This window comes from Pyxidicoccus fallax (assembly GCF_012933655.1).
Taxonomy (GTDB): domain Bacteria; phylum Myxococcota; class Myxococcia; order Myxococcales; family Myxococcaceae; genus Myxococcus; species Myxococcus fallax.
Map to the genome: position 1 here is coordinate 1 of NZ_JABBJJ010000032.1, position 21,871 is coordinate 21,871.

Sequence of the window (21,871 nt, forward strand, 5' to 3'; positions counted from 1 at the left end):
GAGGTCTCCACGTTCTGATTGGTGGTGAGCGTAAGATGTGGATAGGAGAGGGGACGGGGCGGGGGCGGGGGTGGGGCGTGTCGCTTCGCGAGGGCTGCATGTGTCGACCTCCTGAAGGGTTCGCCACGAAGACGCGCGGCCCTTTTCACCTGTGACAGCCGCCTCGGGCCCTCGCCGTCGGCGCACAAGTGCCTGGAATCACAGGCGACGAAAATATCCATGCGACTTTTCGAGCCCTCGGGCCCTTCTCCGCATGACCACGATTTCGCGAAGTGAGGGGAGTTCTCCGCGGGGGCTCCGGGTCCGCGTTGTCCTTCTGGCCATGAGCCTCGCGCTGCTTCCCGGCTGCCTCGGCGAGGCCTACATGGTTGCCCGAGCCATCAAGCGCAGCGGCAACGGGCCATTCTACAATCAAATCCAGGGCATGCTCGACGAGGGCGAGGGTGCCCGGAGGTACCCGGGCCGCATCCCCCGCGACCTGGCTTTGTTCACCGAGGGCGACGAGCGCTTCAAGGGTGAGGCCCGTCCGTACGCCACCGCCGGAGGGCCCCTGTTGAGGTTCGACAGCGCCCCGGAAGGCCGCATCTGCTTCCGCAAGCTCCAGTCCGAGGATGTCTTCGACTTCGGCCCCGAGGAGCTGGCCCGGGTCGACAGGCTCAACCGCGCCTACGACTTCGCGGTGGAGGCGCACGACTCGCTCGACGAGCCCGCGCTTCGCGAGCGTGAGGTCTGGCCCACCGGTTCGAGCGCCCGTCAGCTCGACTCCATCGAGGTTCTCGACGTGGAGCGGGGCACGCGCGACAACCCGGGCCGCGCGCGGACGAAGCGCTACGTGCTCACAGAGCTGCGGCTCTGCGGCCCCAGGCCTCCGGCGGTGGAGACCGGACGGATGCTCACCGTCTCCGTGCGCCCGCACGAGGGCGTGGAACTCAGCACCGACCCGTACGTGTTGTTCTGGGTGCTGACCGACGACCAGGGCCAGGGCGAGGTCCGCGGACCGAAGCAGGTCGCGAGCAACGACGGCCACTGAGTTCCGCTCGGGCCCGGGGATGCGCCAGCGCATGAGAAAGTGAGGTGGCCCCCGGGTCTCCCCTCCGACTTGCTCCGCGCGTTAGCGTGTGTCCTGTTCCCATGAACTCCACCGCCTCCGTTACCGGCTTCCTGCGCGTCTACGCGCTCCCAGCTCTCTGGCTCTTCGCCCTCCCGGTGTTCGGGCTGTGGTTCGCCGGCCACGCCATCGGCCGCTTCGACCGTGACGTGCTCGCCAGCGTCGAAGCCGGCATCGCCCGCGACAGCGAGCTCGACGCCTCGCGCCGGCAGGAGCTGCTGGAGTTCTTCCGCGCCGTCCCGGCTTCCGCGGCCTGCCTCTCCGAGGGCGAGGAGCTGGCCGGCTTCAGGGAGAATCTCGGCGAGGCCTGCTCGGACATGCGGCAGTTCGACGGGATGCGCCTCGTCGCGCTCGCGTCCATCGTGCTGGGCATCGTCTCCGCGCTGATTGCCCTCGCGTGCGCCCTGGCGGCGTTCATCTCGCGGCCCTTCCAGTACGGCAGCTTCGTGGTGGGGTGGAACGTGCTCCGCGTCACCGGCGCGCTGCAGGCGCTCGCGCAGGGCGGGCTCGCCGTGTGGCTGTCCTACTGGATGACGGCGCTGTGGTTCGAGCGCTACTACCCGAAGCTCATCGGCATCGTCGGCCTGCTGGCGGCCGTGGCCCTCTTCATCGTGGTGGCGGCCATCTTCCGCCGCGTGCCCATGGACTTCGAGGTGGAGGCGGAGGTGCTGGAGCCCGAGAAGGCGCCCGAGCTCTGGGCCCACGTGCGCGGGCTGTGTGAGCGGCTGAAGACGCCGCCGCCGGACCACATCCTCGTCGGCATCGACACCAACTTCTTCGTCACCGAGCACGACGTGCGCGTCGGGGACCGCACCCTCTCGGGCCGCACGCTCTTCGTGAGCCTGTCCCTGCTGCGTCTGCTGGAGCGCTCCGAGGCGGACGCGGTGCTGGCGCACGAGATGGGACACCTGCTCGGTGGAGACACCGGCCATGGCAAGCGGCTGGCGCCCATGCTGGCGCGCTTCGGGAATTACCTCGGGGCCCTGCACGAGGGCGGCCTCACCCGGCCCATCTTCCACTTCATGCTCGCCTACCGCGGGCTCTTCGAGCTGTCGCTCGGACGCAGCCGGCGCGCGAGCGAGCTCGCCGCGGACCGGCTCGCCGCCAGCATCACCTCGGGGCGCGACATCGCCCGCTCGCTGGTGAAGGTGGGCGCGTACGCCAGCTTCCGTGGCCGCGTGGAGGAGGCCCTCTTCTCCCAGAGCCAGCAGCACGCCTCCGTGGCCATCGCGCAGCGGGTGGCCATGGGCTTCACGGATTACGCCCGCTCCGAGACCTTGCACGGCGACCTGTACGGCACGACGACGCCGCACCCGTTCGACTCGCACCCGCCGCTCGGCGCGCGCCTGGAGAACGTGGGCGAGAAGCTCGGGCCGGATGACGTGGTGCACATGCTCCTGGAACCCACGCGGGACTCGTGGGTGAGCGCCATCCTGGAGGCGGACGCCATCGAGGCGCGGATGTGGGGCGACTACGAGTCCCGCTTCGCCCAGGCGCATGACGTGGCGCTCGCCTACCGCTACGTCCCGTCCAACGACGCCGAGCGCGAGCACGTGGAGAAGTACTTCCCGCCCCTCACCTTCGAGGGGAAGGAGGACGGGCCGGTGGTCGAGCTGACCTACGCCCAGGTGAACAGCACGGAGTGGGAGGCGCCGGTGAGCCTGGAGGACGTGAAGACCGCGTCCCGGGAGGAGCGCATGTTCAAGAAGTACCTGGACCTGAAGGTCCAGGGCGGTGGCCTCTTCAATGGCACCCGCTCCATCTGCCTGAACAAGGTCAAGGACCCGGACGCGCTGCTCGACGCCTTCGCCCGCTACCTCGGCCGGCACCGGGCAATGGAGCAGCACCGGAAGGAGACGCAGGAGGCGGCGTAGCCCTCACGGCGCGGCGCGGGCCCGCCAGATGAGCTCGCCGCCCGGGCGGACCGGGCCGCCGTCGAAGGACCCCTGGAGCGCCTCCACCTGGAAGCCGGACCGGTGCAGGAGGTGCTCGAACTCCGAGCGGAAGATGAAGCGGCTGGTGATTCGCCGGTACATCCGGCCCACCACCCGCCCGGAGGGCTCCAGCTCGTCGTACACGAGACAGCGGGTGAAGCACTGGCTCACGGGGTCTCCCGTCACGCTGGCCCACTCGACGAGTTGATTGCCCGTCACCGGATGCGAGACGACGACCCCCGTCTGCTTCAGCAGCCCCCGGGACGGGCCGTCATTGCCGACCAGCTCGGCCAGCAGCCGTGACGGCTCGAAGAAGTTGAGCACCAGCCGCCCGCCCGGCAGCAGGTGCCGGCGGATGTTGGCGAGCGCCGCGAGCTGCTCCTCCACGGTGAGCAGGTGGAGGAAGGTGCGGAAGGGCACGGTGATGAGCGCGAAGCGCGCGTCGAGCGAGAACGACACCATGTCGCCCTCGCGCAGGTCGACGCGCTCCCGCACCGGCGGAGGCAGGGCCTGGACCCGCTCCCGGGCCCGGGCAAGCATCGCCGCCGAGCGGTCCAGCCCCGTGACGCGCGCGCCGGCCTCCACCGCCGGAATCAGGAGCCGCCCGGTGCCACAGCCCAGCTCCAGGCAGGGGCCGTCCGCGCGCCGGGATTCCTCCACGTAGAAGGCGACGTCCTCCCGGTAGTTCGAGCAAACGACATCATAGAGGGCTGCATCGTCGGTGTAGTCGAAGCTCACGGGGCACCTGGCGCGCTCACGCGCCGAATGTGACAGGAATGCGGTCCGGGCACCGCTGGGTGGCCTGGGGCTTGTGGACGACGTCACCGCTCAGGCGCAGGCGCGGTGAGTTCTCCCTGAGACTGGACAGGGCCAGCCGCACCACCGCCTTGGCCAGCAGTCCGCCCACGCAGGCGTGGATGCCCCAGCCGAAGGCCAGGTGGGAGTTGGGCTGCCGGTCCAGGACGAGCGACTCCGGCTGGGAGAACGCCTCCGGGTCCCGGTTGGCCGAGCCCAGCAGCAGCACCAGCGCCTGTCCCCGCGCGATGCGGACGCCGCCAAGCTCCACGTCCTCGGTGCACACGCGGCCGGTGGCCTGCACCGGGCCGTCATACCGGAACAGCTCCTCCACCGCCGTCTCCAGGAGCGCCGGGTCTCCCAGCCGGGACAGCTCCACGCCGTGGCGCAGCAGGGAGATGATGGCGCTGCCCACCGCGCTGTATACGGAGGTGTAGCCGGCGTGGAACACGACGCGCATGCTGTTCATCAGCACGGCCCGCGGAATCCCGGCGGCGGACTCGGAGCGCGCCAGGGCCCCGAGCATCCCCACTGTCGGAGGGGGCTCGAACCAGCTCGCAATCATCGCGCTCAGGCCCGCCCTGGCGGCGGCGCCGGGGGCCGCTCGCTCCGGCGCGAGGCCCGCGTCCATGCCGCGGATGATGGCGTCCGACATCTCCCCGAAGGTGGCGGGGTCCGGCGCGGGGACACCGAGGAAATCACAGACGGCATGGAGCGCGAGCGGCGCCGCGAAGCGCGTCATCAGCTCGCCCCCGCCCTCCGCGCGAAGCCCGGCGAGCAGGTGATTGGCGTGCAGGTAGGCCCCGCGCTCCACCGCCGCCATGTCCTGCGCGCGGTAGGCGCTCACGAGCAGGCCGCGCAGCGCGCCGTGCTCGGGCGGGTCCATGGATTGGATGCTCACGCCGTGCTCGGGCACCGCCGTGCCAATCCTTCGCCAGTCGGCGGCGAAGCGGCGTGAATCCTTCAGCACCTGGAGACACTCCGCGTGCCGGGTGAGCAGCCAGGAGTTGAGCCGCTCATGCCACATCACCGGCGCCGCCGCCCGCATCCGGGCATAGACGGGGTAGGGGTCTCGCAGCGTCTCGGGGTGCAGGGGCTCGAACTCGACGACGGTGGGCACGGAGGCTCCTCGCGGGACGTCCAGGCGACATGTCAGACATTGGCTGGAGGGAACCGGGTCCGGCAAAGGCGCCGGACCCAAGTCCTTGCAACGTTGCGATATCAGTGCAGGTAGTTCATTGCCGTCTCTCCTTTCCTCGTGCTCACTCTCGGAGCGCACGGACAAGGAAACAAAAGACAAACATCCCTTCAATACGTGATACCCACATTTCTTATCAGGCCATTTCTTCCGGCCCCACTGCGCGCCAATCTCTGGCGCCGTGCCAAAATTCCATCGCCGTTGCCGCCACGGCGTCCGCACCTGTCATTGAGTGTCTGGAACCGGGCGGTCGTGGGCGTCGCGGCCCGGGGAGACACCGCGCCCTCCGGCCCCCGAGGCCGCCTCGCACGGACGGCCAACAAATACGCTTCCGCCTGGGACGCCTGTATCCTCGGTGCATTTTTCCACGGACCCCAGGGCTTCCCCGTGAAGGAGCGCTCCACTTGAACGCCGTCACCTCTTCCCAGCCGAAGGAGATCACCCTGCGCGGGGTCGTCCTCGGTGTCCTCATCACGCTGGTGTTCACCGCGGCGCAGGTCTACCTGGGCCTGAAGGTCGGCCTCACCTTCGCGACCTCCATCCCCGCGGCGGTCATCTCGATGGCGCTCCTGAGCGCCTTCAAGAACGCCACCATCCAGGAGAACAACATCGTCCAGACGCTGGCCTCGGCGGCGGGCACGCTGGCCTCCGTCATCTTCGTCCTGCCCGGCCTGTTGATGACCGGCTGGTGGAAGGACGTGCCGTTCTGGCCGACGTTCGGCGCGTGCGCCATCGGCGGCGTGCTCGGAGTGATGTACACCGTGCCGCTGCGGCGCGCGCTGGTCTCCACCTCCGACCTTCCGTATCCCGAGGGCGTGGCCGCCGCCGAGGTGCTCAAGGTCGGCACCTCCTCGCGCTCCGGCGCCACCGAGGGCAAGGCCGGCCTGATGTCCGTCGTCTGGGGCAGCATCGCCTCGGCCCTGTTCGCGGCGGCGGCCGCCGCCCGGCTGATGGCGGGGGAGGTGGCCGGGTACTTCAGGGTGGGCAGCGGCGCCACCGGCATCGGTGCCGCCAGCTCGCTGGCGCTCATCGGCGCGGGGCACCTGATGGGCGCCACGGTCGGCATCGCCATGCTGGCGGGCCTCGTGATTGCGTGGGGCATCCTGGTTCCGCTCCTCACCACCATGAACCCGATGCCGGAGGCCGACGCGTCGGGGCACGCGCTGCGCATCTGGAGCACGCAGGTGCGAATGCTCGGCGCCGGCGCCATCGGCGCGGCGGCCATCGTGACCCTGGCGGGGCTGGCCAGGCCGGTCATCGGTGGCCTGCGGTCCGCGCTGGAGGCGGCGCGGCGCGCCAAGGCCCAGGGGCAGGTGCTCGAGCGCACGGAGCAGGACCTGCCCATCACCACGGTGGGGTTGGTGACGCTCGTCTCGCTCGTCCCGGCGGGCTGGCTCCTGGCGAACTTCCTCCAGGGCACCGTGCTGGCGGACCTGAGCGCGCCGCTGGTCGCCGTGGGCATCGGCTACGTCCTGCTGGCGGGCATCTGCGCCGCCGCCGTCTGCGGCTACATGGCCGGCCTCATCGGGTCGTCGAACTCGCCCGTCTCGGGCATCGCCATCCTGACCATCCTGGGCGCCGCGCTGAGCGTCGGCGTCGTCGGCCGGCAGGTGACGGGGCCGGAGGTGGCTCCCGCGCTGGTGGCGTTCGCGCTGTTCGTCACCACGGTGGTGCTGGCCGTGGCGGTCATCGGCAACGACAACCTGCAGGACCTCAAGACGGGCCAACTGGTGGACGCGACGCCCTGGAAGCAGCAGGTGGCGCTGCTCATCGGCGTGGTCGCCGGCTCCGCGGTCGTCCCGCCCGTGCTGGCGCTGCTGAACCGGGCCTACGGCTTCGCGGGCGCGCCCAACGCCAATGCCATCTCGGCGCAGCCGCTGGCCGCGCCGCAGGCGACCCTCATCTCGACCCTGGCCAAGGGCGTGATTGGTGGAGACCTGCGGTGGGACCTCGTGCTCTGGGGCGCCGCGCTCGGCCTGGCGCTGGTCGTCATCAACTTCGTGGTGAAGAAGGTCAGCAAGGAGCGCTACAGCCTGCCGCCCCTGGGCGTGGGGCTCGCCATCTACCTGCCCAGCGCCGTCACGGCGCCGGTGGTCGTGGGCGCGCTGGCGGGCTGGGCCTTCGAGCGCGCCGTGAGCAAGCACGCCTGGGGCGAGCCCGCCAAGCGCCTCGCCGTGCTCGTCATGTCCGGCTTCATCGTGGGTGAGAGCCTGTTCAACGTCGCGCTGGCCGGGTTGATTGTCTCGACGGGGAAGGGCGAGCCGCTGGCCCTGCCCATCGAGCTGGGCGAGCTGCCCGCGATGCTCATCGCCCTGGTGCTCGGCATCCTCGCGGTGGGCGGCCTGTATCGCTGGGTGGCGCGAACGGCGCTCCGCATCTCGACCTGACCGCCGGGGTGTAACAATCCAGCCGCACCGGGCATCGCACACCGCGCCGTCCGGCGCGTGTATAAGCGCACAGGCCCTCGAAACCGGAGTCCCTGTGATGCTGTTACATCGCAATGTCTGGAGTCGCCTCCTGGTGTTGGTGGGAGGCGCGCTCCTGCTGTCCTGCGCGAAGGAGGACCCCGCCACGTCCGGTGGCGACGCCGTGGCCTCCATCCGCGCCACCCTGGCCGTGGCCCCCGGCTGGACCGGGACGGCCCCCATGGCCAGCGCGCGCGCGCGACATGCCGCCGTGCTCCTCGGCTCCGGCAAGCTGCTGGTCATCGGCGGCGTCAACAGCGCGGGCTCCATCGCCACCGCGGAACTCCATGACCCGGCCACCAATACCTGGACCTCCGCGGGAGCGAGCGGCATCCAGGGCACCGTCACGCATGCCGTGCTGCTCCCGGATGGCCGGGTGCTCGCGTTGGTGGACGGCTCCGCGACGGGGCGCGTCCATGACCCCGTTACGGGGGCCTGGACGGACACGGGCGCCATGTCGGGCCCACGCGGCATCCCCAGCGTCACCCTCCTGGAGTCCGGGCGGGTGCTGGTCGCCGGTGGCGCGAGCTCGGGGAGCTGGCTCGCCACCGCCGAGCTCTACGACCCCGCCACCAACACCTTCACCCCCACCGGGTCGATGACAGGGGCCCGGGGCTCGCACTCGGCCACCCGGCTCCGGGACGGACGGGTGCTCGCGGTGAGCGGATTCAGCGGCAGCGGAGAGGTGGCCGGCGCTGACCTCTATAACCCGGCGACCGGCACCTGGAGCGCCGCCGCGCCGCCCCTCGTCCCGCGGCACTACTCCACCAGCACGCTGCTCCCCGATGGCCGCGTGCTGGTGGCCGGTGGCTTCACCGACAGCGGCGTCACCGCCCATGCGGAGCTGTACGACCCGGCGGCCAACACGTGGACCGCCACGGGCGGCCTGGCCTTCGCGCGCTTTGGCCACGCGGCCACGCTGCTGCCCGACGGCCGGGTGCTGGTCACCGGTGGCTCCCTCGCGAACCAGGCGCCGCAGCAGGTCTCGGAAGTCTATGACCCCGCCACCGGGCTCTGGTCGCCCGCGGGGACGATGCTCTCCGGCCGGGACAACCACACCGCGACGCTGCTGCCCTCCGGCAAGGTGCTGGCGGTGGGCGGCGCCAACCAGGGCACGAATTCCTTCTCCGCGACGACGGAGCTGTATGACCCGGGCGTCAATGCGTGGGCCCCGGCGGGGACATTCAGTGACGCGCCGACGGAGGCCGTGGTGGCCCTGCTGCCCACGGGCCGGGTGCTCGTCGCCGGAGGCCGCAACGGCGGCGGCGTGGCGCTCGCATCCGCGCGGCTCTACGACGTGCCGGCCAACACCTGGACGCCCGCGGCATCCCTCTCCGCGCCCCGCGAGCGCGCCACCGCGACGGTGCTGCGCTCGGGCGTGGTGCTCGTCATCGGCGGCCAGAGCGGTGGTGCCTCGGTGGCCACGACCGAGCGCTACGACGCGACCACCAACACCTGGAGCCCGGCCGCGTCACTCGCCGGGGCCCGGCACCAGCACAGCGCCACGCTCCTGGCGGATGGCCGGGTCCTCGTCGTGGGCGGGCAGCGCGACGCCACGGTGCTCGGGACGGTGGAGCTCCATGACGCCGTGGCCAACACGTGGACTCCCGTGGCCGGCCTCGCCACGCCCCGGTCCGGGCATGCCGCCGTGCTGCTGCCCGACGGCCGGGTGCTCGTCGCCGGAGGCCGCGACGGCGGTGGCGCGGCACTCGCATCGGGCGAGGTGTACGACCCGGCCAGCAACACCTGGGCCCCGGCCGCCAGCCTGGCCCAGGGCCGCGAGGGCCTCACGCTGACGCTGCTGCCCTCCGGGCGCGCCCTGGCCGCCGGCGGACTCTCGGGCGCCGCGGGGCTCGCGTCCACGGAGCTCTACGACGCCAGCACCAACACGTGGACCGCCGGGCCCGCGCTCTCCCAGGCCCACGGGTACCACACCGCGACGCTCGCGCCCTCGGGCAAGGTCCTGGTCGCGGGAGGCCTGAGCGCGCCGGCCACCCCCGCCACCACGGCGGAGGTCTATGACACCAGCATCAATGACTGGACGGTGGTGAGTGCCCCGTCCGTGAGCGGGGGCATCGTCGCGGCGGCCCTGCCTTCGGGCGAGGTGCTCCTCGCGGGAGGCACCGCGGCGACGAGCGCCGAGCGGTACGAGGACACTGGCTCACAGCCCGCGTGGCGTCCGGTGGTGAGCCAGCCGGAGGTCCTCACGCAGACCTGTCCGGTGACCCTCCAGGGTCAGCGCTTCCGGGGCATCTCGGGCGGCAGCGGCGGCAACGCGGCGGACTCTCCCACGGACTTCCCCCTGGTGCGGCTGCGGAGCGCGGAGGGTGGGCGGCTCTGGACACTGCCGGCCACCGCCATGTCCGCCACGAACGCCACGGTGACCGTCCCGGCCGACGTCCCGCCCGGGCCGTATGCGCTGTCCGTCTTCGCCAACGCCATTCCCGGCGGGCGCATGGTGACGGTGGTCCCCAACACCGCGCCCACGGCGCAGGCCCAGACCCTCGTCACGACGACCGGGGCTCCCGTGGCCGTCACCCTCGCCGCGACCGACCCGGATGCGGGGCAGACGCTGACCTGGACGATTGTCACCCCGCCCCAGCACGGCACGCTGAGCGGCACGCCGCCGAACCTCACGTACACACCGAACCCGGGCTACACGGGCGCAGACAGCTTCACCTTCCAGGTCCGCGACTGCGGTCAGGACAGCAACGTCGCCACCGTGGACGTCGACGTCTCGGACGCGCCGGCGCCCGTCATCACCTGCCCCGCGAATACCGTGATTGAGGCCACGGGTCCCAACGGCGCCCCGGGCAGCTGGCCGCCCGCCACGGCCACCGGCACGCAGCCGCCCCCCACCATCACCTATTCACCGCCCGAGGGGACCACGCTCCCCCTGGGAACCACCACCATCACCGCCACCGCGACGGATGCCTCGGGTGTCTCGGTGTCGTGCACGTTCGACGTCACGGTCCGGGACACCACGGCCCCGACGGTGACGTGCCCGGCGGACATCGAGGTGGCCTCGCAGAGTGCCTCGGGGACGACCGTGACGTACGACCTCCCCCCGGCCACGGACGCGGTCTCCTCGCCGACGGTGACGGCCTCGCCCCCCTCGGGCAGCACCTTCCCTCCCGGCACCACGCGCGTCACCGTCACCGCCACGGACGCGGCGGGCAACTCCGCGCAGTGCACCTTCAACGTCTCCGCGCGGGCGAGGGTGGTGTCCATCGCCGGAGGCGGCTGCCAGAGCACGGGGGAGGGAACGGCCTCGGCGCTGGCGCTCCTGCTGGCGATGGCCTCGTGGGCCGGGGTGCGCCGCCGCTCTCGTACCCGCGTCCAGTCCGGGGCGCTGGTCGCGCTCCTGGCCGTGTTGCTCGCTCCCGCCGCCCGGGCCCAGGGCACCGGGGCCATCATCCCCATCGACCTGGAGCGCCTGCGCTTCGTTCCCGGAGCGACGGACTCGATGCTGGTGGACACCGGCCACGTGCTCAACGAGGGCGGCTACCGGCTGTCCCTGATGGCCGGCTACGAGCGCGGCATCCTGCTCCTGGAGGGCAGTGATGGCGTGGAGCGCGACATCATCGACTACCGCTTCGCGGGCTGGCTCGCCGGTGCGTGGTCTCCCGTGGACCGCCTGGAGTTGTCCGCGCGGCTGCCCGTCATCATCACCCAGGGCGGGGACGGGGCGGACCAACTGGTCGGGGTGGCGGAGCCGAAGTCCTTCGGGCTCGGCACGCCGGAAGTGGGCGTGCGCTACGCGCTGCTGCGCCGCGAGGACGGAGCGCCGGTGTTCCTCGGCCTGGGCCTGGACGTGGGACTGCCCGGCGGCACGGCGAGCGCGTTCGGCCGCATGGACAGCTGGGCGGGATTCCAGGTCGCGCCGCGGGTGGCCGTGGGCCGCGAGGTGGGCCCGGTGTTCCTGGGCGCCAACGCGGGCGTGAGGATTCGCGCGAAGGAGGTGGAGCCCGGCCGGGACTTCGGCACCGAGCTGGAGCAGGGGCTGGTGGTGGCCACGCGCGGCGAGGGGCTGCGCGGCGAAATCGCGCTGCAGGCGGCCGAGTCGCTCGTGGAGCCGGACGTGGCGCTGGAGCTGCTCGGCGGCCTGCGACTGCCGGTGGGGAAGGGCTTCGAGGCCTTCGCGCTGGCGGGACATGGCTTCACGGACATTCCGGGCACGCCCTCGCTCCGCATCAACGCGGGCATCGCCTGGGCGCACAATCCTCCCTCTCGCGAGCGCGAGGACCCGTGCGAGGCGGGCCGGAGCCACACCCCGTCCGAGTGCCCGGAGCTGGATGACGACGGGGACTCGGTGCCCAACGGAGAGGACCGCTGCCCGACCGAGGCCGGTGCGGTGGAGAACGGCGGCTGCCCGGACCGCGACTCGGACGGGGACGGCGTGGTGGACCGCCAGGACGCGTGCCCCAACGAGCGGGGCTCGGAGCGCCACAAGGGCTGCCCCGCGCCCGACAAGGACGGTGACGGCGTGCCGGACGAAGAGGACGCCTGCCCTGATGAGGCTGGCACCGCGGAGAATCGTGGCTGCCCAGTCAAGGAGGAGAAGCCCGCCGAGCCGCCTCCGGCCGAGCCGAAGCGCGAGGAGCCGCCCCCGGCGGCGGAGCCGTCCCCGGTTCCGACGGACCACCACGTCCTCTTCCCGTTGGGGCAGTACTCGCTCGAGGAGTCGGAGAAGCGGCAGCTGGACGTCATCGCGAACTACCTGAAGGCCCACCCGGAGCTCTCGGTTCGCGTCGAGGGCCACACGGACAGCACGGGGCCGGAGGAGCTCAACCGCACGCTGAGCCAGCAGCGCGCGGACATGGTGCGCCAGTACCTCATCGAGCGGGGCGTCCCGGGCTCCCGGATGGTCGCGAAGGGCTACGGGCCCGACCGGCCCGTCCGGGGGAACAGCACCCCCGAGGAGCAGCGTGAGAACCGCCGCGTCGAGTTCATCACGAAGCCCTCGAAGCGCTGAGCCCCAGGGGAGGGAGGGCGCCGCACGCCGGCTCCTCCCTCCCGTGTTGGCCTTCGCTTGACTCTCCCCCAGGGGGAGACCGCCACCCTCCGCGCATGTCACCCAGACACATGTCGCGGAGGAAGCTCATGGTGGTCGCACTTGGAGCACTCGTCCTATTGGTAGGCGCGGCGGCGGGCGCGTGGTGGTGGATGGGACGCGCGCTCTTCCAGCCGGGCACCGTGGAGCAGGTGCTGGCCGCGCGGGGCGAGACGCTGGAGGTCCCCCCGGGACAGCGGGCGGATGCCCCGTCCTGGCAGGTGGCACCGGACGTGCGGCTCCACCATGTGGCCGTGGGGGAGGGGAGGGACGTCGTCGTCGTGCACGGCGGTCCGGGCCTGCCCCCAGCGGAGCCCTGGCGCGCGGCGGTCCTCACGGGCGACACCCTGCGCTGGCACTTCTACGACCAGCGAGGCTGCGGTGCCTCCTCGCGGCCCTTCACCCACGCTCCGTCCGGTGGCACGTGGCAGGCCATGCAGGCGGTGGAGGCCCAGTTGGGACTCGCCGCGCAGCTCGCGGACCTCGAGCGCATCCGGCGCCTGCTCGGGAAGGAGCGCCTCACGCTGGTGGGACACTCCTTCGGCGCCCTGGTGGCCGCGCTGTACGCCGCGGAGTGGCCGGAGCGGGTGGAGGCCCTCGTGCTGGTGGCGCCCGCCCCACTGGTGACGATGCCCGCGGGCGACGGCGACCTCTTCACCCAGGTGCGGGCACGGCTGGACGCCGAAGGCCAGCGCGCCCTGGAGGCCTGGATGAAGCACACCTTCGACTTCCCGGCGCGCCTGAAGGACGACGAGGCCCGCCTCGCCGAGCACTTCGCGGGCTTCGGGTCGCTGTACGCCCAGGCCGCGCGGCGGGAGCGCCCCGAGGCGCGGCTGCCCGGCTCCGGTGCCGCCGGAGGCTTTCTCTCCCTGGGGCTCTACCTGAGCCTGGGACGCCATCACGACTGGAGCGACTGGCTGCGCCGGGTGCGCGCGCCCACGCTCGTCATCCACGGAGCCGAGGACCTGCAGCCGCGCTCCGCCACCGCGCGCGTGGTAGAAGCCCTGCCCCACGCGCGGCTGGTGGAACTGGAGGGCAGCGGGCACTTCCCCTTCGAGGAACAGCCCGAGGCCTTCGCGGCCGCGCTGCGCGCCTTTCTCACGGAGATGAAGCGGTGAGTGGACTGCTGTATGCCATTGGCGAGGTGTCGCGCATCACCGGCCTGAGCGTGAAGGCGCTGCGCCTCTACCAGGAGAAGGGCCTGCTGGAGCCGTCGCGCGTGGACCCGTCCACCCACTACCGGTACTACACCGAGCGCGACATCACCCTGGCCCACACCCTGCGAGCGCTGCGCGACCTGGGGCTGTCGCTGGAGGAGATTCGCGGAGTGCTCGCGGAACTGGACCAGGGCGCCTCGCTCACGGAGCAACTGGCGCGCGTGCGGGCCCGGCTCGCCGAGGAGGCCGCCAGCGCACAGCGCTCCGTGCTGGCGCTGGACACGCTGCTGCGGAACCAGGCCCAGGCGGAGGCGTACCTGCGCGCGCCACCCCCGCTCCTGGAGCGCTGGCTCCCAGCGGTCCGCGTCGCCCTGCACCGCGCCCGGGGACGGTATTCGGACGCGTCGGTGGTCTTCCCCCGGCTGCTGGCCACATGTGGCCCCCACATCGCGGGTGCTCCCTTCTGCCTCCTGCACGAGGCGGAGTACCGCGAGGACGACGCGGACCTCTCCTGGTGCGTGCCCCTGGCCCCGGGGGCCACTCCGGAGGGCGTCCATGTCGAGGAGCTGCCCGAGGTGCAGGTGGCCACGCTCGTCCACTCCGGCCCCCCGGATTCGGTGGGCCCCTCCTGGGCCCGCCTCTTCGCCCACCTCCATGCGAAGGAGCGCACCCCGTCCGTGCCCCTGCGCGAGACGTACCTGCGCGTGGGCACGACGGGCGGCGGCTCGTTGTTGACCGAGCTCGCGCTGCCCTGGGAGTAGAGTTACAGCCTCGGTGGCAATCGCAGTCGGATATCGCAACGGCTCGTGGCCTGGAGCCCGGGTGGTATCCTGCGTGCCCATGGACCCGCGAATCGCGCTCGGCCTCGTGCTGATGCTGGTGTCGCCGGCGTGGAGCCAGTCGGCCTCTGCCCAGGACTTCGAAGGCCGCCTGTCAGCCGCGACGCGTGCGTACGAAGACCTCGAATACGAGCAGGCGCTCGAACAGCTCGCGGACGCCAACGTCATGGCGCGCGACGACGGAGACCGGGCCCGGGTGGCCATCTACCGGGGCCTCGTGCTCGCGGACCTGGGGCGGCGCCAGGAGGCCTTGTCGGCCTTCCGGGCGGGCCTCACGCTGCGGCCCGACGCGAGCCTCCCGGCGAAGGTGTCCCCCAAGGTCTCGAGCGACTTCGAGGAGATGCGCCGCCAGGTGCAGCGCGAGCAGGCCCGCGGTTCCCGTCCGCCAGCGGATGCGCCGCGCTCGATGCCCGACGCGAGGCTCGCGCGGACTCCGCCTCCAGGCGCGCAAGGGGAGGTGCGCTCCACGCGCTCCACGCCGGTGCTCCCGCTCGCGTTGCTGGGCACGGGCGCGGTGCTCGGCGGCGTGGGCGGCTATTTCGGCCTGAAGTCCCGGAGCAACGTGAGCGCCGCGCGCGACGCCGCCTTCCACAGTGACCGGAAGGCACATCTGGACAGCGCGCGGGGACAGGCGCTCGCGGCCAACGTCCTGCTGGGCGCGGCCGTCACCGCCGCCGCGAGCGCGGCCATCACCTGGTTCCTGTCGGAGAAGGACGCGTCGCCGCGGGCGGAGGTGTCTCCATGAAGCGCGTCGTGGCCCTGGGACTCGGGGTGCTCTGCATCACCTGCACCGTGCCGGACATCGAGGAACTCGAAGCGGAGCGCCCGAGCGGCTGCGACGCGGCCCATCCCTGCCAGGTGCGCGTGCGGCTGGCCTACGAGGGCTTCCGTCCGGGCTGCGTCACGCTGCGGCTCGCGGACGCGGAGGCCTCGTCGAGGACGCTGGAGCTGCCGGTGGAGCCCGTGGTGCTGGACGGCCAGGGCACCCGCGAGGTGGGCTTCATCCGCGGGGCGGGGTGGAGCGACACCGTGGTGGTGACGGCCTCCGCCCGCGAGCGCTCGTGCGCCGGCCAGGAGGTGGCCACCGCGACGGCCCGCGTGGACGTCCCCGCCGAAGGGACGGCGGAGGTCTCCCTGGCCCTGCGCGCGAGCGACGAGGACGGGGATGGAACCGTGAGCACCGCCTCGGGAGGAACGGACTGTGACGACGGCTCCGCCTCCATCGCGCCTGGCCTGGAGGAGCGCTGCGACTTCCTCGACAACAACTGCGACGCCCGCGTGGACCCCGCGCCCCTCTGCGAAGGCATCGAGTGGCGGACGACGCCCCGCCTCGACGGGGTGAGCTTCCGGGACGTGGCGCCCCACGCGAGGGGCCGGGCCTGGTTCGTGAGCGACACGGGCAACGTGCTCGCTCACGTCAGCTGGCAGGCCGACGGCGGCGTCGACCTGCGTCAATTCACGGACTGCGAGGACCTCTGGTCCACGGCCTGGGCGCGGCCGAGCGACGGGCGTGTCTTCGTCGGCTCCTGGATGGGAGGGCTCGCCACGCGCTCGCTTGCCGCCGGAGAGCCCTGCACGCGGACGCCCTTCGATGGAGGAGGCGCGGCCATCCAGGACATCGTGGGGTTCGAGGGGGACGGAGGCACGACGCTCTACGCGGTGAGCGAGGCCGGCGACATCCTCCGCTGGGACTACCCGGCGGACCCGGTCCGCGTGGCCCATGTGGACGCGGACCTCCGCTCCATCCACGGCCGAGACCCGCGGACGCTCATCGCCGTGGGCGGCAGGGGAGGCGACACGCCGGTGGCCTACCGCGCCAACCCGGATGGCGGCGCGTGGCTGGAGGAGCGGCTGCCGCCCTCCCTGCCGGGACAGCTCGCCCTGCAGTCCGTGCACGTGGTGAGCCCGGGACTGGCCTACGCCTCGGGTGACCAGGGGCTGTTCCTGGAGCGCGCGGGAGGCGCCTGGACCTTGAAGCCCGCGTATCCCATCTATGTGGACGGCGGCGTCGCCCCCGACATCCTCGACGTGGTGTCCTTCGGGAGCGGCTCCGCCATCGCGCGCCTCGACACGGATGACCTCGTCCGCTTCGACGGAACGCGCTGGACGGACTTCCGCTTCGGCACGCAGGGGTACACGAGCCTCGAGGCGCTGTCGTCGGACGAGTTCTGGAGCGTGGCCCAGGACGGCACCGGCTTCTACTGGGCGCCGTAGGCGATACGAGCAGCCTCCGAGAGGAGCGGTGATGTCCCGAAGGCCCCCGAAGGACTCCGAAGCACTGGAGCGCCGCCTGGAGCGGTTGAGCGCGGCGCTCGGCCCGCCGCCTCCGCGTCCCGTGGCCCCGCCCCCACCTCCGCCAAGCGCGCCGGTCATGCCCAAGGCAGGCGTGGCGCTGGGCGTCGCCTTGGTCGCGGTGGGCATCGCCACCGGCCAACCGGTGGTGGCCGTCATCGGAGCGCTGCTCATCCTCTTCGGCGCGGCGCTGCGCATCGGTGCCGTGAGGGAAATCCTGGGCGCCAGCCTGCCCGCGGAGCTCGCGCCGAAGGACCCGACGCGTCCGCATATCGGCATGGGCGCGGAGGTGGCCGGGGACGCGGTCATCGAGCCAGGCGCGACGGTGGAGATGGGCGCCACGGTGCGCGCGGGCGCGGTGGTGAAGTCGGGCGCGGTGGTGCGCATGGGCGCCACGGTGGGGCCGCGGGTGGTGCTCGAAGCGGGCGCTGTCGTCGGCTGGGGCGCGGATGTCCACGAGGGCGCCACGGTGGGGCAGGGGGCCGTGGTGGGCGCGGGCGCCACCGTCCACTCGGGCGCCCACGTGCCGGCGGGGACGCGGATGATGCCGGGGAGCACCGGGTCCTCGGGCATGGGCGCGCGGGCGGAGGCGAAGCCCACGCAGGCGGCCCCGGTGCGGGACCCGCGCGAGGCGCGCCTGCTCGCCGCGTGCGAGCGCGTCGAGGCCGAGCTGCGCCAGGCGCCCGAGCAGGTGCGCGAGTTCCTCGGCGTCTCCTCCGAGACGGCGAGCGGGCTGCGCCAGACGTGCCTGGGGCTGCTCCAGCGGGAGCGCCTGCTGCGCCAGGAGTGCGCCCCCGAGAGCCTCGCGTTCCTCGACAAGGAGAAGGCGGAGCTGGAGCAGCGCATCGCCCGGGCCACGGACCCGTCGGTGCGCCAGTCGCTCACCCAGGCGGTGGCCGCCATCGACGACCAGCGCCGCCAGCGCGGGTTGATGCACGAGAAGGCCGAGCGCCTCGACGCGGAGCTGACCCGGCTGATGTGGACGCTCGACGGGATGGGAGCGCAGCTGGTGCGGCTGCGCACCGCCGGAGCGGAGGCCGCGACAGCGCCGGACGCGGAGGCACTCCGCTCGGTGCAGCAGCTCCACGACGAAATCGACGCCATCGCCGAGGCGCTCGAGCACGTCTCGCGCGGAGACCTGCAACCCATCAGCGATATCGATGGGACGGACGCCACGCCCTCCGAAACCCGCTCCCGCGAGCGGACCTAGTCCTGGAGTCCTGCTACAGCTTCATGCACCTGGGCCGGGCCATGAGCCGGTCGACATAGGCCTCGATGGCGGGCCGGTCGCTGCGCACGTTCAGCAGGCGCATGTAGATGAAGATGGAGCCAATCATGATGTCGGCGGCGGTGAACCAGTCGCCGAAGAGCCAGGGCCCCTGGCCCAGCTCGCGCTCGATGGCGTTCAGCGTGGCCGGAAGTTCCGTCCAGCCCCGCTGGGGCTGCGTCGGCACGTTCAGCCGCACGTCGCCCATGGAGGGCTCGAGCTGCGACGTCGAGTACACCACCAGCGACAGGTAGCGCCCGCGCTCCGGCGCGCCGATGCGCGGCGCGAGGTTGGCTTCAGGGAACTTGTCGCCGAGGTACAGGCAGATGGCCGCGTTCTCGAACACCCGGGTCTCGCCATCCACCAGCGCCGGCAGCTTGCCCGCGGGATTGATGGCGAGGAACTCCGGTGTCTTGTGCTCGCGCTTCTGCAGGTCGATGGGCACCAGCTCGTACTGCGCGCCGCACTCGTCGAGCATCCACTTCGCGATGACCGCGCGACTTCGGGGATTGAAGTAGAGCTTCATCGTCCGGGCACCTCGGGCAGGAGGAGACTGCGCACGGACCTTCTGTAGCAAAACGTCAGCGGCTCGGTCATCGAGTGGTCCTGCGCGCACGGGGAGTCCTGGCACCGCAAGGCGCGGCTGGATTCACATGGCGCCAGGGAAAGTATGATGGACGCTTCCACTGAAGGGAGCCTGTCATGAAGAAGCGTCTTGGAAGTCTCGCCGCCGCGCTGTTCCTCCTGCTGCCGATGACGGCCGCCGCCGAGACGACGTGGGTCGTCGACGCGAGCGTGCCCGTGGTGGGGGCGGGCGGTGGCTACGTCTTCCGTGAGTTCAGGGTGACCACCGGGGTGTGGCCGGTCGCGGCGGGGCACACCGCGGGCGTGGTCTACACCTGGGACAACTGGCAGACCACCCAGTGGGGCACGCTCACGTGGCAGTACAACGCGGCCAACGCGTACGGCAGCCAGGACGAGGTCTGGAAGGGCAGCTTCCTGATTCCTCCGCATGTCTCCTGGTCCTCCGTCCAGTACGCCATCTACGTGGACGACGCGGCCGGCAACCGCACGTGGAACAACAACAACGGGCAGAACTTCGTCGTCGTCCCCGGAGGCGCGTGACGCACACGGGGCCCCCGGAACACCCACATCCTGGAGCCAGGAGCCCCTGCCTCCAGGCAGGGGAGCTTCCGGAGGGCCCCTCCCGTTCGTGGAGGAGGGCCGCTAGACTGCTGTCCGACTCCCGACAGAAGGGGCCATGGCGCGCAAGCACACCGTGAAGGCCGGCGAGCACCTCATGCGCATCGCCCGGAAGTACGGCCTGCCGGACTGGAAGGCCATCTACGACGCTCCCGAGAACGCCGAGTTCCGGAAGCGGCGTCCCAACCCCTTCATCCTCCTGCCCGGGGACGAGCTGCACATCCCCGAGGTGAAGCCCAACGAGGTGAAGGTCTCCGCCGGCCGGCAGCACAGCTTCACGCTGAAGCGCGCCCAGACGGTGCTGAAGCTCCAGCTCCGCGACGAGGACCCCGACGCGAAGCCCCTCGCCAACGCGCGCTTCCTCCTGGAAATCGAGGGAGAGGAGCCGAAGGAGTCCCGCACCGACGGCGAGGGCTGGCTGCGGGTGCCCGTTCCCATCGACGCCGAGGAGGCCACGCTCACGGTGTGGCTCACCGAGCAGGAGTCGGTGGAGTGGACGCTGGAGCTCAGCCACCTGACGCCGCTGGATGACGACGCCGGCGCGCACGCCCGCCTCAGCAACCTGGGCTACGACTGCGGCGAGCCCGGCGCCGAAGCTGACTCCGCCACCGAGCACGTGCTGCGCGCCTTCCAGCACACGTGCGGCATCGAGGAGCCCGAGCCCCTGGGCCCCCAGACTCGCGACCGCCTGGAGCGCGAGCACGGCTGCTGACCCCTTCCGCCTCCCCAAGCGCCCATGACGACCGCGACTCCCCAGAAGGACTCCAAGCCGAAGTTGAAGGCCCGCGTCGCCGTCAACAGCGCCAACACGCTCATCGTCCGCGACGTGCCCAACATCATCGTGCTGGTGGGTGGCACGGTGGACCCCGGCAACACCAGCCCGACGGCGCGCTCGGCCAGCTACCACAATCCGAAGGTGCCCCTGAAGGACAGCGACTCCAACCACTACTGGGAGGAGAACACCCGCTTCCTGGAGGACATCGAGGCGCTGCGCAAGGAATACACCAACCTCCACGTCTTCACGGCGCACGGGTGGAGCGGCGACAACAACCCGACCAACCGCACCATCGCCGGCACCTACCTCGCGGACCGGCTGTGCGGTGGCGATGGCCAGACGCCCTACTACGGCGCCTTCCTGAACCGCGAGGTGTCCTTCCACCTCATTGGCCACTCGCATGGAGGCAACGTCATCAACGCCTTCACCGAGCGCGCGGCCACGTCCAAGACGTGGCCGAAGAAGTGGAAGATTCGCAGCATCACCTATCTGTCCACGCCCTTCTTCACCCGGCTGCACCAGGTGAACACCGGCGCCTTCCACGACGACTGCCGCATCATCAACGTCTTCTGCAAGTACGACCTCACCCAGCGCGTCGTCGCGGACTTCTCGCTGATGCCGCTGACGGAAGTGATTGGGATGGGGGAGGACCCGAAGAAGCCGGACCCCACGCTGGTGACCCCCAAGATGCTCATGGAGTCGGTGGCGGCCATCCGCTTCGACTTCGACAAGCTGAAGGAAGCGGTCCTGTCCGCGCGGCCCGTGGACAAGGACGATGACTGGTTCGGCGTGGACCTCCACCTGCTGATGAACAAGACGAAGGCGGAGCGCGTCTATGACGAAGCGCTGACCGCGCTCGCCCAGCTCGGCAAGGTGTTCGTCCAGGTGAAGACCCTCCTGCGCCAGCTCAACGTGAAGCGGAAGCTCCATGTGCCGGTGGAGCTCAAGGGCAAGATGACGGCGGAGCACCAGCTCCTGAGTGACGGCCTGCTGAAGCGCTTCCTCGTCGAAATCCAGCGCGTGGAGAGCGGCATCGTCCCCACCCAGAAGGCCCTGCAGGCGCGCCGCAAGGCCGGCGAATACCCCGTCACCGGCCTCTACGATGACCTGCAGATCGCCGTCTTCCTGAAGCCGCTCGTCCGCCTCGTCGGCGTGGACCGCAAGACGCTGGACGGCCCGCTGTGGTCGCTCATCGGGGCCCTGCTGGCGGAGCAGATGAACGAGTTCGACAACACGTCGAACTCACCCGCCGCGCAGCTCGCGAAGACGAAGTTCGCCTCGCGCATCGTCCACGTGGATGTCACCCGCGAGGACGAGTACCACCAGAAGCACAAGGAGAAGGAGTACGACCGCTTCCTGGCGATGCTGGAGGCCATCGAGAAGCACTTCGCCGCCACGCGCGACCCCCGCGACCTGCGGAACCTGCTCTTCACGCTGCTCGCCCAGGTCGAGCCGCTGCGCCAGATGGTGAAGAAGTGGAGCACGGCCGCGGACTGGGCCGAGGACCTGGCGCGGCTGGCCGGAAAGGTGAAGTCCCCGGGCCTCAAGCTGACCATCGACCTGGTCAAGTCCCTGGAGAGCTACTCCGTCATCTTCTCCGAGCGCGACGCCGGAGGGCTCCAGGTGGACGTGCCCAAGCGAGAGCCGCCGTACGGCAGCCTGGACTACCTGATGCGCGTGTCGCACTCGGTGAGCCGGCAGGACCTGTACGACAACCCGAAGAACGACGTGAAGACGCCGCTGAAGGCCCAGTTCGACACCCGCAAGCGCCGCGGCGGCTGAGGC

The 21,871-nt window shown here is 71.5% G+C and carries 15 protein-coding genes; 12 read left to right on the forward strand and 3 right to left on the reverse strand.

The window, feature by feature from the left end:
- Positions 1 to 322 precede the first annotated feature (322 nt).
- Positions 323 to 1,030 carry a hypothetical protein gene (locus HG543_RS09570; RefSeq protein ID WP_169344397.1) on the forward strand — a complete coding sequence of 236 codons (708 nt, stop codon included), beginning with the start codon at positions 323 to 325 and terminating at the stop codon, positions 1,028 to 1,030.
- A gap of 101 nt (positions 1,031 to 1,131) precedes the next feature.
- Positions 1,132 to 2,982, forward strand: a complete 1,851-nt coding sequence (locus HG543_RS09575) for a M48 family metallopeptidase (protein WP_171818171.1) — start codon at positions 1,132 to 1,134, stop codon at positions 2,980 to 2,982.
- Positions 2,983 to 2,985: 3 nt separating this feature from the next.
- Here the strand turns inward: HG543_RS09575 and HG543_RS09580 are convergent, their stop codons facing one another.
- Together HG543_RS09580 and HG543_RS56755 are read right to left on the reverse strand one after the other, a co-directional pair.
- Positions 2,986 to 3,780, reverse strand: coding sequence for a class I SAM-dependent methyltransferase (locus HG543_RS09580; protein WP_169344399.1), 795 nt, complete (start codon positions 3,778 to 3,780; stop codon positions 2,986 to 2,988).
- Positions 3,781 to 3,796: 16 nt separating this feature from the next.
- Positions 3,797 to 4,957, reverse strand: coding sequence for a cytochrome P450 (locus tag HG543_RS56755; protein ID WP_169344400.1), 1,161 nt, complete (start codon positions 4,955 to 4,957; stop codon positions 3,797 to 3,799).
- 482 nt (positions 4,958 to 5,439) lie between these two features.
- Here HG543_RS56755 and HG543_RS09590 point away from each other — a divergent pair, with 482 nt between their 5' ends.
- From HG543_RS09590 to HG543_RS09620, 7 genes are all read left to right on the forward strand, one after another.
- Positions 5,440 to 7,422, forward strand: a complete 1,983-nt coding sequence (locus HG543_RS09590) for an OPT family oligopeptide transporter (protein WP_211193830.1) — start codon at positions 5,440 to 5,442, stop codon at positions 7,420 to 7,422.
- Positions 7,423 to 7,519: 97 nt separating this feature from the next.
- Positions 7,520 to 12,475: a Kelch repeat-containing protein gene (locus tag HG543_RS09595; protein WP_169344402.1), complete on the forward strand. Its 4,956-nt coding sequence runs from the start codon at positions 7,520 to 7,522 to the stop codon at positions 12,473 to 12,475.
- 128 nt (positions 12,476 to 12,603) lie between these two features.
- Positions 12,604 to 13,671: an alpha/beta fold hydrolase gene (locus HG543_RS09600; RefSeq protein WP_169344403.1), complete on the forward strand. Its 1,068-nt coding sequence runs from the start codon at positions 12,604 to 12,606 to the stop codon at positions 13,669 to 13,671.
- The gene (locus tag HG543_RS09605) at positions 13,668 to 14,471 is read left to right on the forward strand and encodes a MerR family transcriptional regulator (RefSeq protein ID WP_169344404.1); all 804 of its coding nucleotides are present in this window, start codon (positions 13,668 to 13,670) and stop codon (positions 14,469 to 14,471) included. The genes HG543_RS09600 and HG543_RS09605 overlap by 4 nt, the downstream gene beginning before the upstream one ends.
- Before the next feature lie 79 nt (positions 14,472 to 14,550).
- Positions 14,551 to 15,294 carry a tetratricopeptide repeat protein gene (locus HG543_RS09610; protein WP_169344405.1) on the forward strand — a complete coding sequence of 248 codons (744 nt, stop codon included), beginning with the start codon at positions 14,551 to 14,553 and terminating at the stop codon, positions 15,292 to 15,294.
- The gene (locus HG543_RS09615) at positions 15,291 to 16,763 is read left to right on the forward strand and encodes a putative metal-binding motif-containing protein (RefSeq protein WP_169344406.1); all 1,473 of its coding nucleotides are present in this window, start codon (positions 15,291 to 15,293) and stop codon (positions 16,761 to 16,763) included. The genes HG543_RS09610 and HG543_RS09615 overlap by 4 nt, the downstream gene beginning before the upstream one ends.
- Positions 16,764 to 16,794: 31 nt before the next feature.
- Positions 16,795 to 18,051: an LbetaH domain-containing protein gene (locus tag HG543_RS09620; protein ID WP_169344407.1), complete on the forward strand. Its 1,257-nt coding sequence runs from the start codon at positions 16,795 to 16,797 to the stop codon at positions 18,049 to 18,051.
- Between the two features lie 13 nt (positions 18,052 to 18,064).
- On the opposite strand, the gene HG543_RS09625 is transcribed toward HG543_RS09620, so the two are convergent.
- The gene (locus HG543_RS09625) at positions 18,065 to 18,634 is read right to left on the reverse strand and encodes a glutathione S-transferase family protein (RefSeq protein WP_169344408.1); all 570 of its coding nucleotides are present in this window, start codon (positions 18,632 to 18,634) and stop codon (positions 18,065 to 18,067) included.
- A 176-nt stretch (positions 18,635 to 18,810) separates the two neighbouring features.
- On the opposite strand from HG543_RS09625, the gene HG543_RS09630 reads away from it, so the two are divergent.
- The 3 genes from HG543_RS09630 to HG543_RS09640 all read left to right on the forward strand — a co-directional run bounded on the left by HG543_RS09630 (position 18,811) and on the right by HG543_RS09640 (position 21,868).
- A complete protein-coding gene (locus HG543_RS09630) occupies positions 18,811 to 19,233 on the forward strand; it encodes a hypothetical protein (RefSeq protein ID WP_169344409.1) in 423 nt (140 codons plus the stop codon).
- Positions 19,234 to 19,369: 136 nt separating this feature from the next.
- Positions 19,370 to 20,023 carry a PGRP and LysM peptidoglycan-binding domain-containing protein gene (locus HG543_RS09635; RefSeq protein WP_169344410.1) on the forward strand — a complete coding sequence of 218 codons (654 nt, stop codon included), beginning with the start codon at positions 19,370 to 19,372 and terminating at the stop codon, positions 20,021 to 20,023.
- Between the two features lie 24 nt (positions 20,024 to 20,047).
- Positions 20,048 to 21,868 carry a hypothetical protein gene (locus HG543_RS09640; RefSeq protein WP_169344411.1) on the forward strand — a complete coding sequence of 607 codons (1,821 nt, stop codon included), beginning with the start codon at positions 20,048 to 20,050 and terminating at the stop codon, positions 21,866 to 21,868.
- Positions 21,869 to 21,871: the final 3 nt, after the last annotated feature.

Coding starts and splice junctions, on each gene's coding strand:
- HG543_RS09595 (WP_169344402.1), top strand. CDS start 7,520: ATGCTGTTACATCGCAATGTCTGGAGTCGCCTCCTGGTGTTGGTGGGA.
- HG543_RS09625 (WP_169344408.1), bottom strand. CDS start 18,634: ATGAAGCTCTACTTCAATCCCCGAAGTCGCGCGGTCATCGCGAAGTGG.
- HG543_RS09620 (WP_169344407.1), top strand. CDS start 16,795: ATGTCCCGAAGGCCCCCGAAGGACTCCGAAGCACTGGAGCGCCGCCTG.
- HG543_RS09630 (WP_169344409.1), top strand. CDS start 18,811: ATGAAGAAGCGTCTTGGAAGTCTCGCCGCCGCGCTGTTCCTCCTGCTG.
- HG543_RS09615 (WP_169344406.1), top strand. CDS start 15,291: ATGAAGCGCGTCGTGGCCCTGGGACTCGGGGTGCTCTGCATCACCTGC.
- HG543_RS09635 (WP_169344410.1), top strand. CDS start 19,370: ATGGCGCGCAAGCACACCGTGAAGGCCGGCGAGCACCTCATGCGCATC.
- HG543_RS09575 (WP_171818171.1), top strand. CDS start 1,132: ATGAACTCCACCGCCTCCGTTACCGGCTTCCTGCGCGTCTACGCGCTC.
- HG543_RS09570 (WP_169344397.1), top strand. CDS start 323: ATGAGCCTCGCGCTGCTTCCCGGCTGCCTCGGCGAGGCCTACATGGTT.
- HG543_RS09610 (WP_169344405.1), top strand. CDS start 14,551: ATGGACCCGCGAATCGCGCTCGGCCTCGTGCTGATGCTGGTGTCGCCG.
- HG543_RS09600 (WP_169344403.1), top strand. CDS start 12,604: ATGGTGGTCGCACTTGGAGCACTCGTCCTATTGGTAGGCGCGGCGGCG.
- HG543_RS09640 (WP_169344411.1), top strand. CDS start 20,048: ATGACGACCGCGACTCCCCAGAAGGACTCCAAGCCGAAGTTGAAGGCC.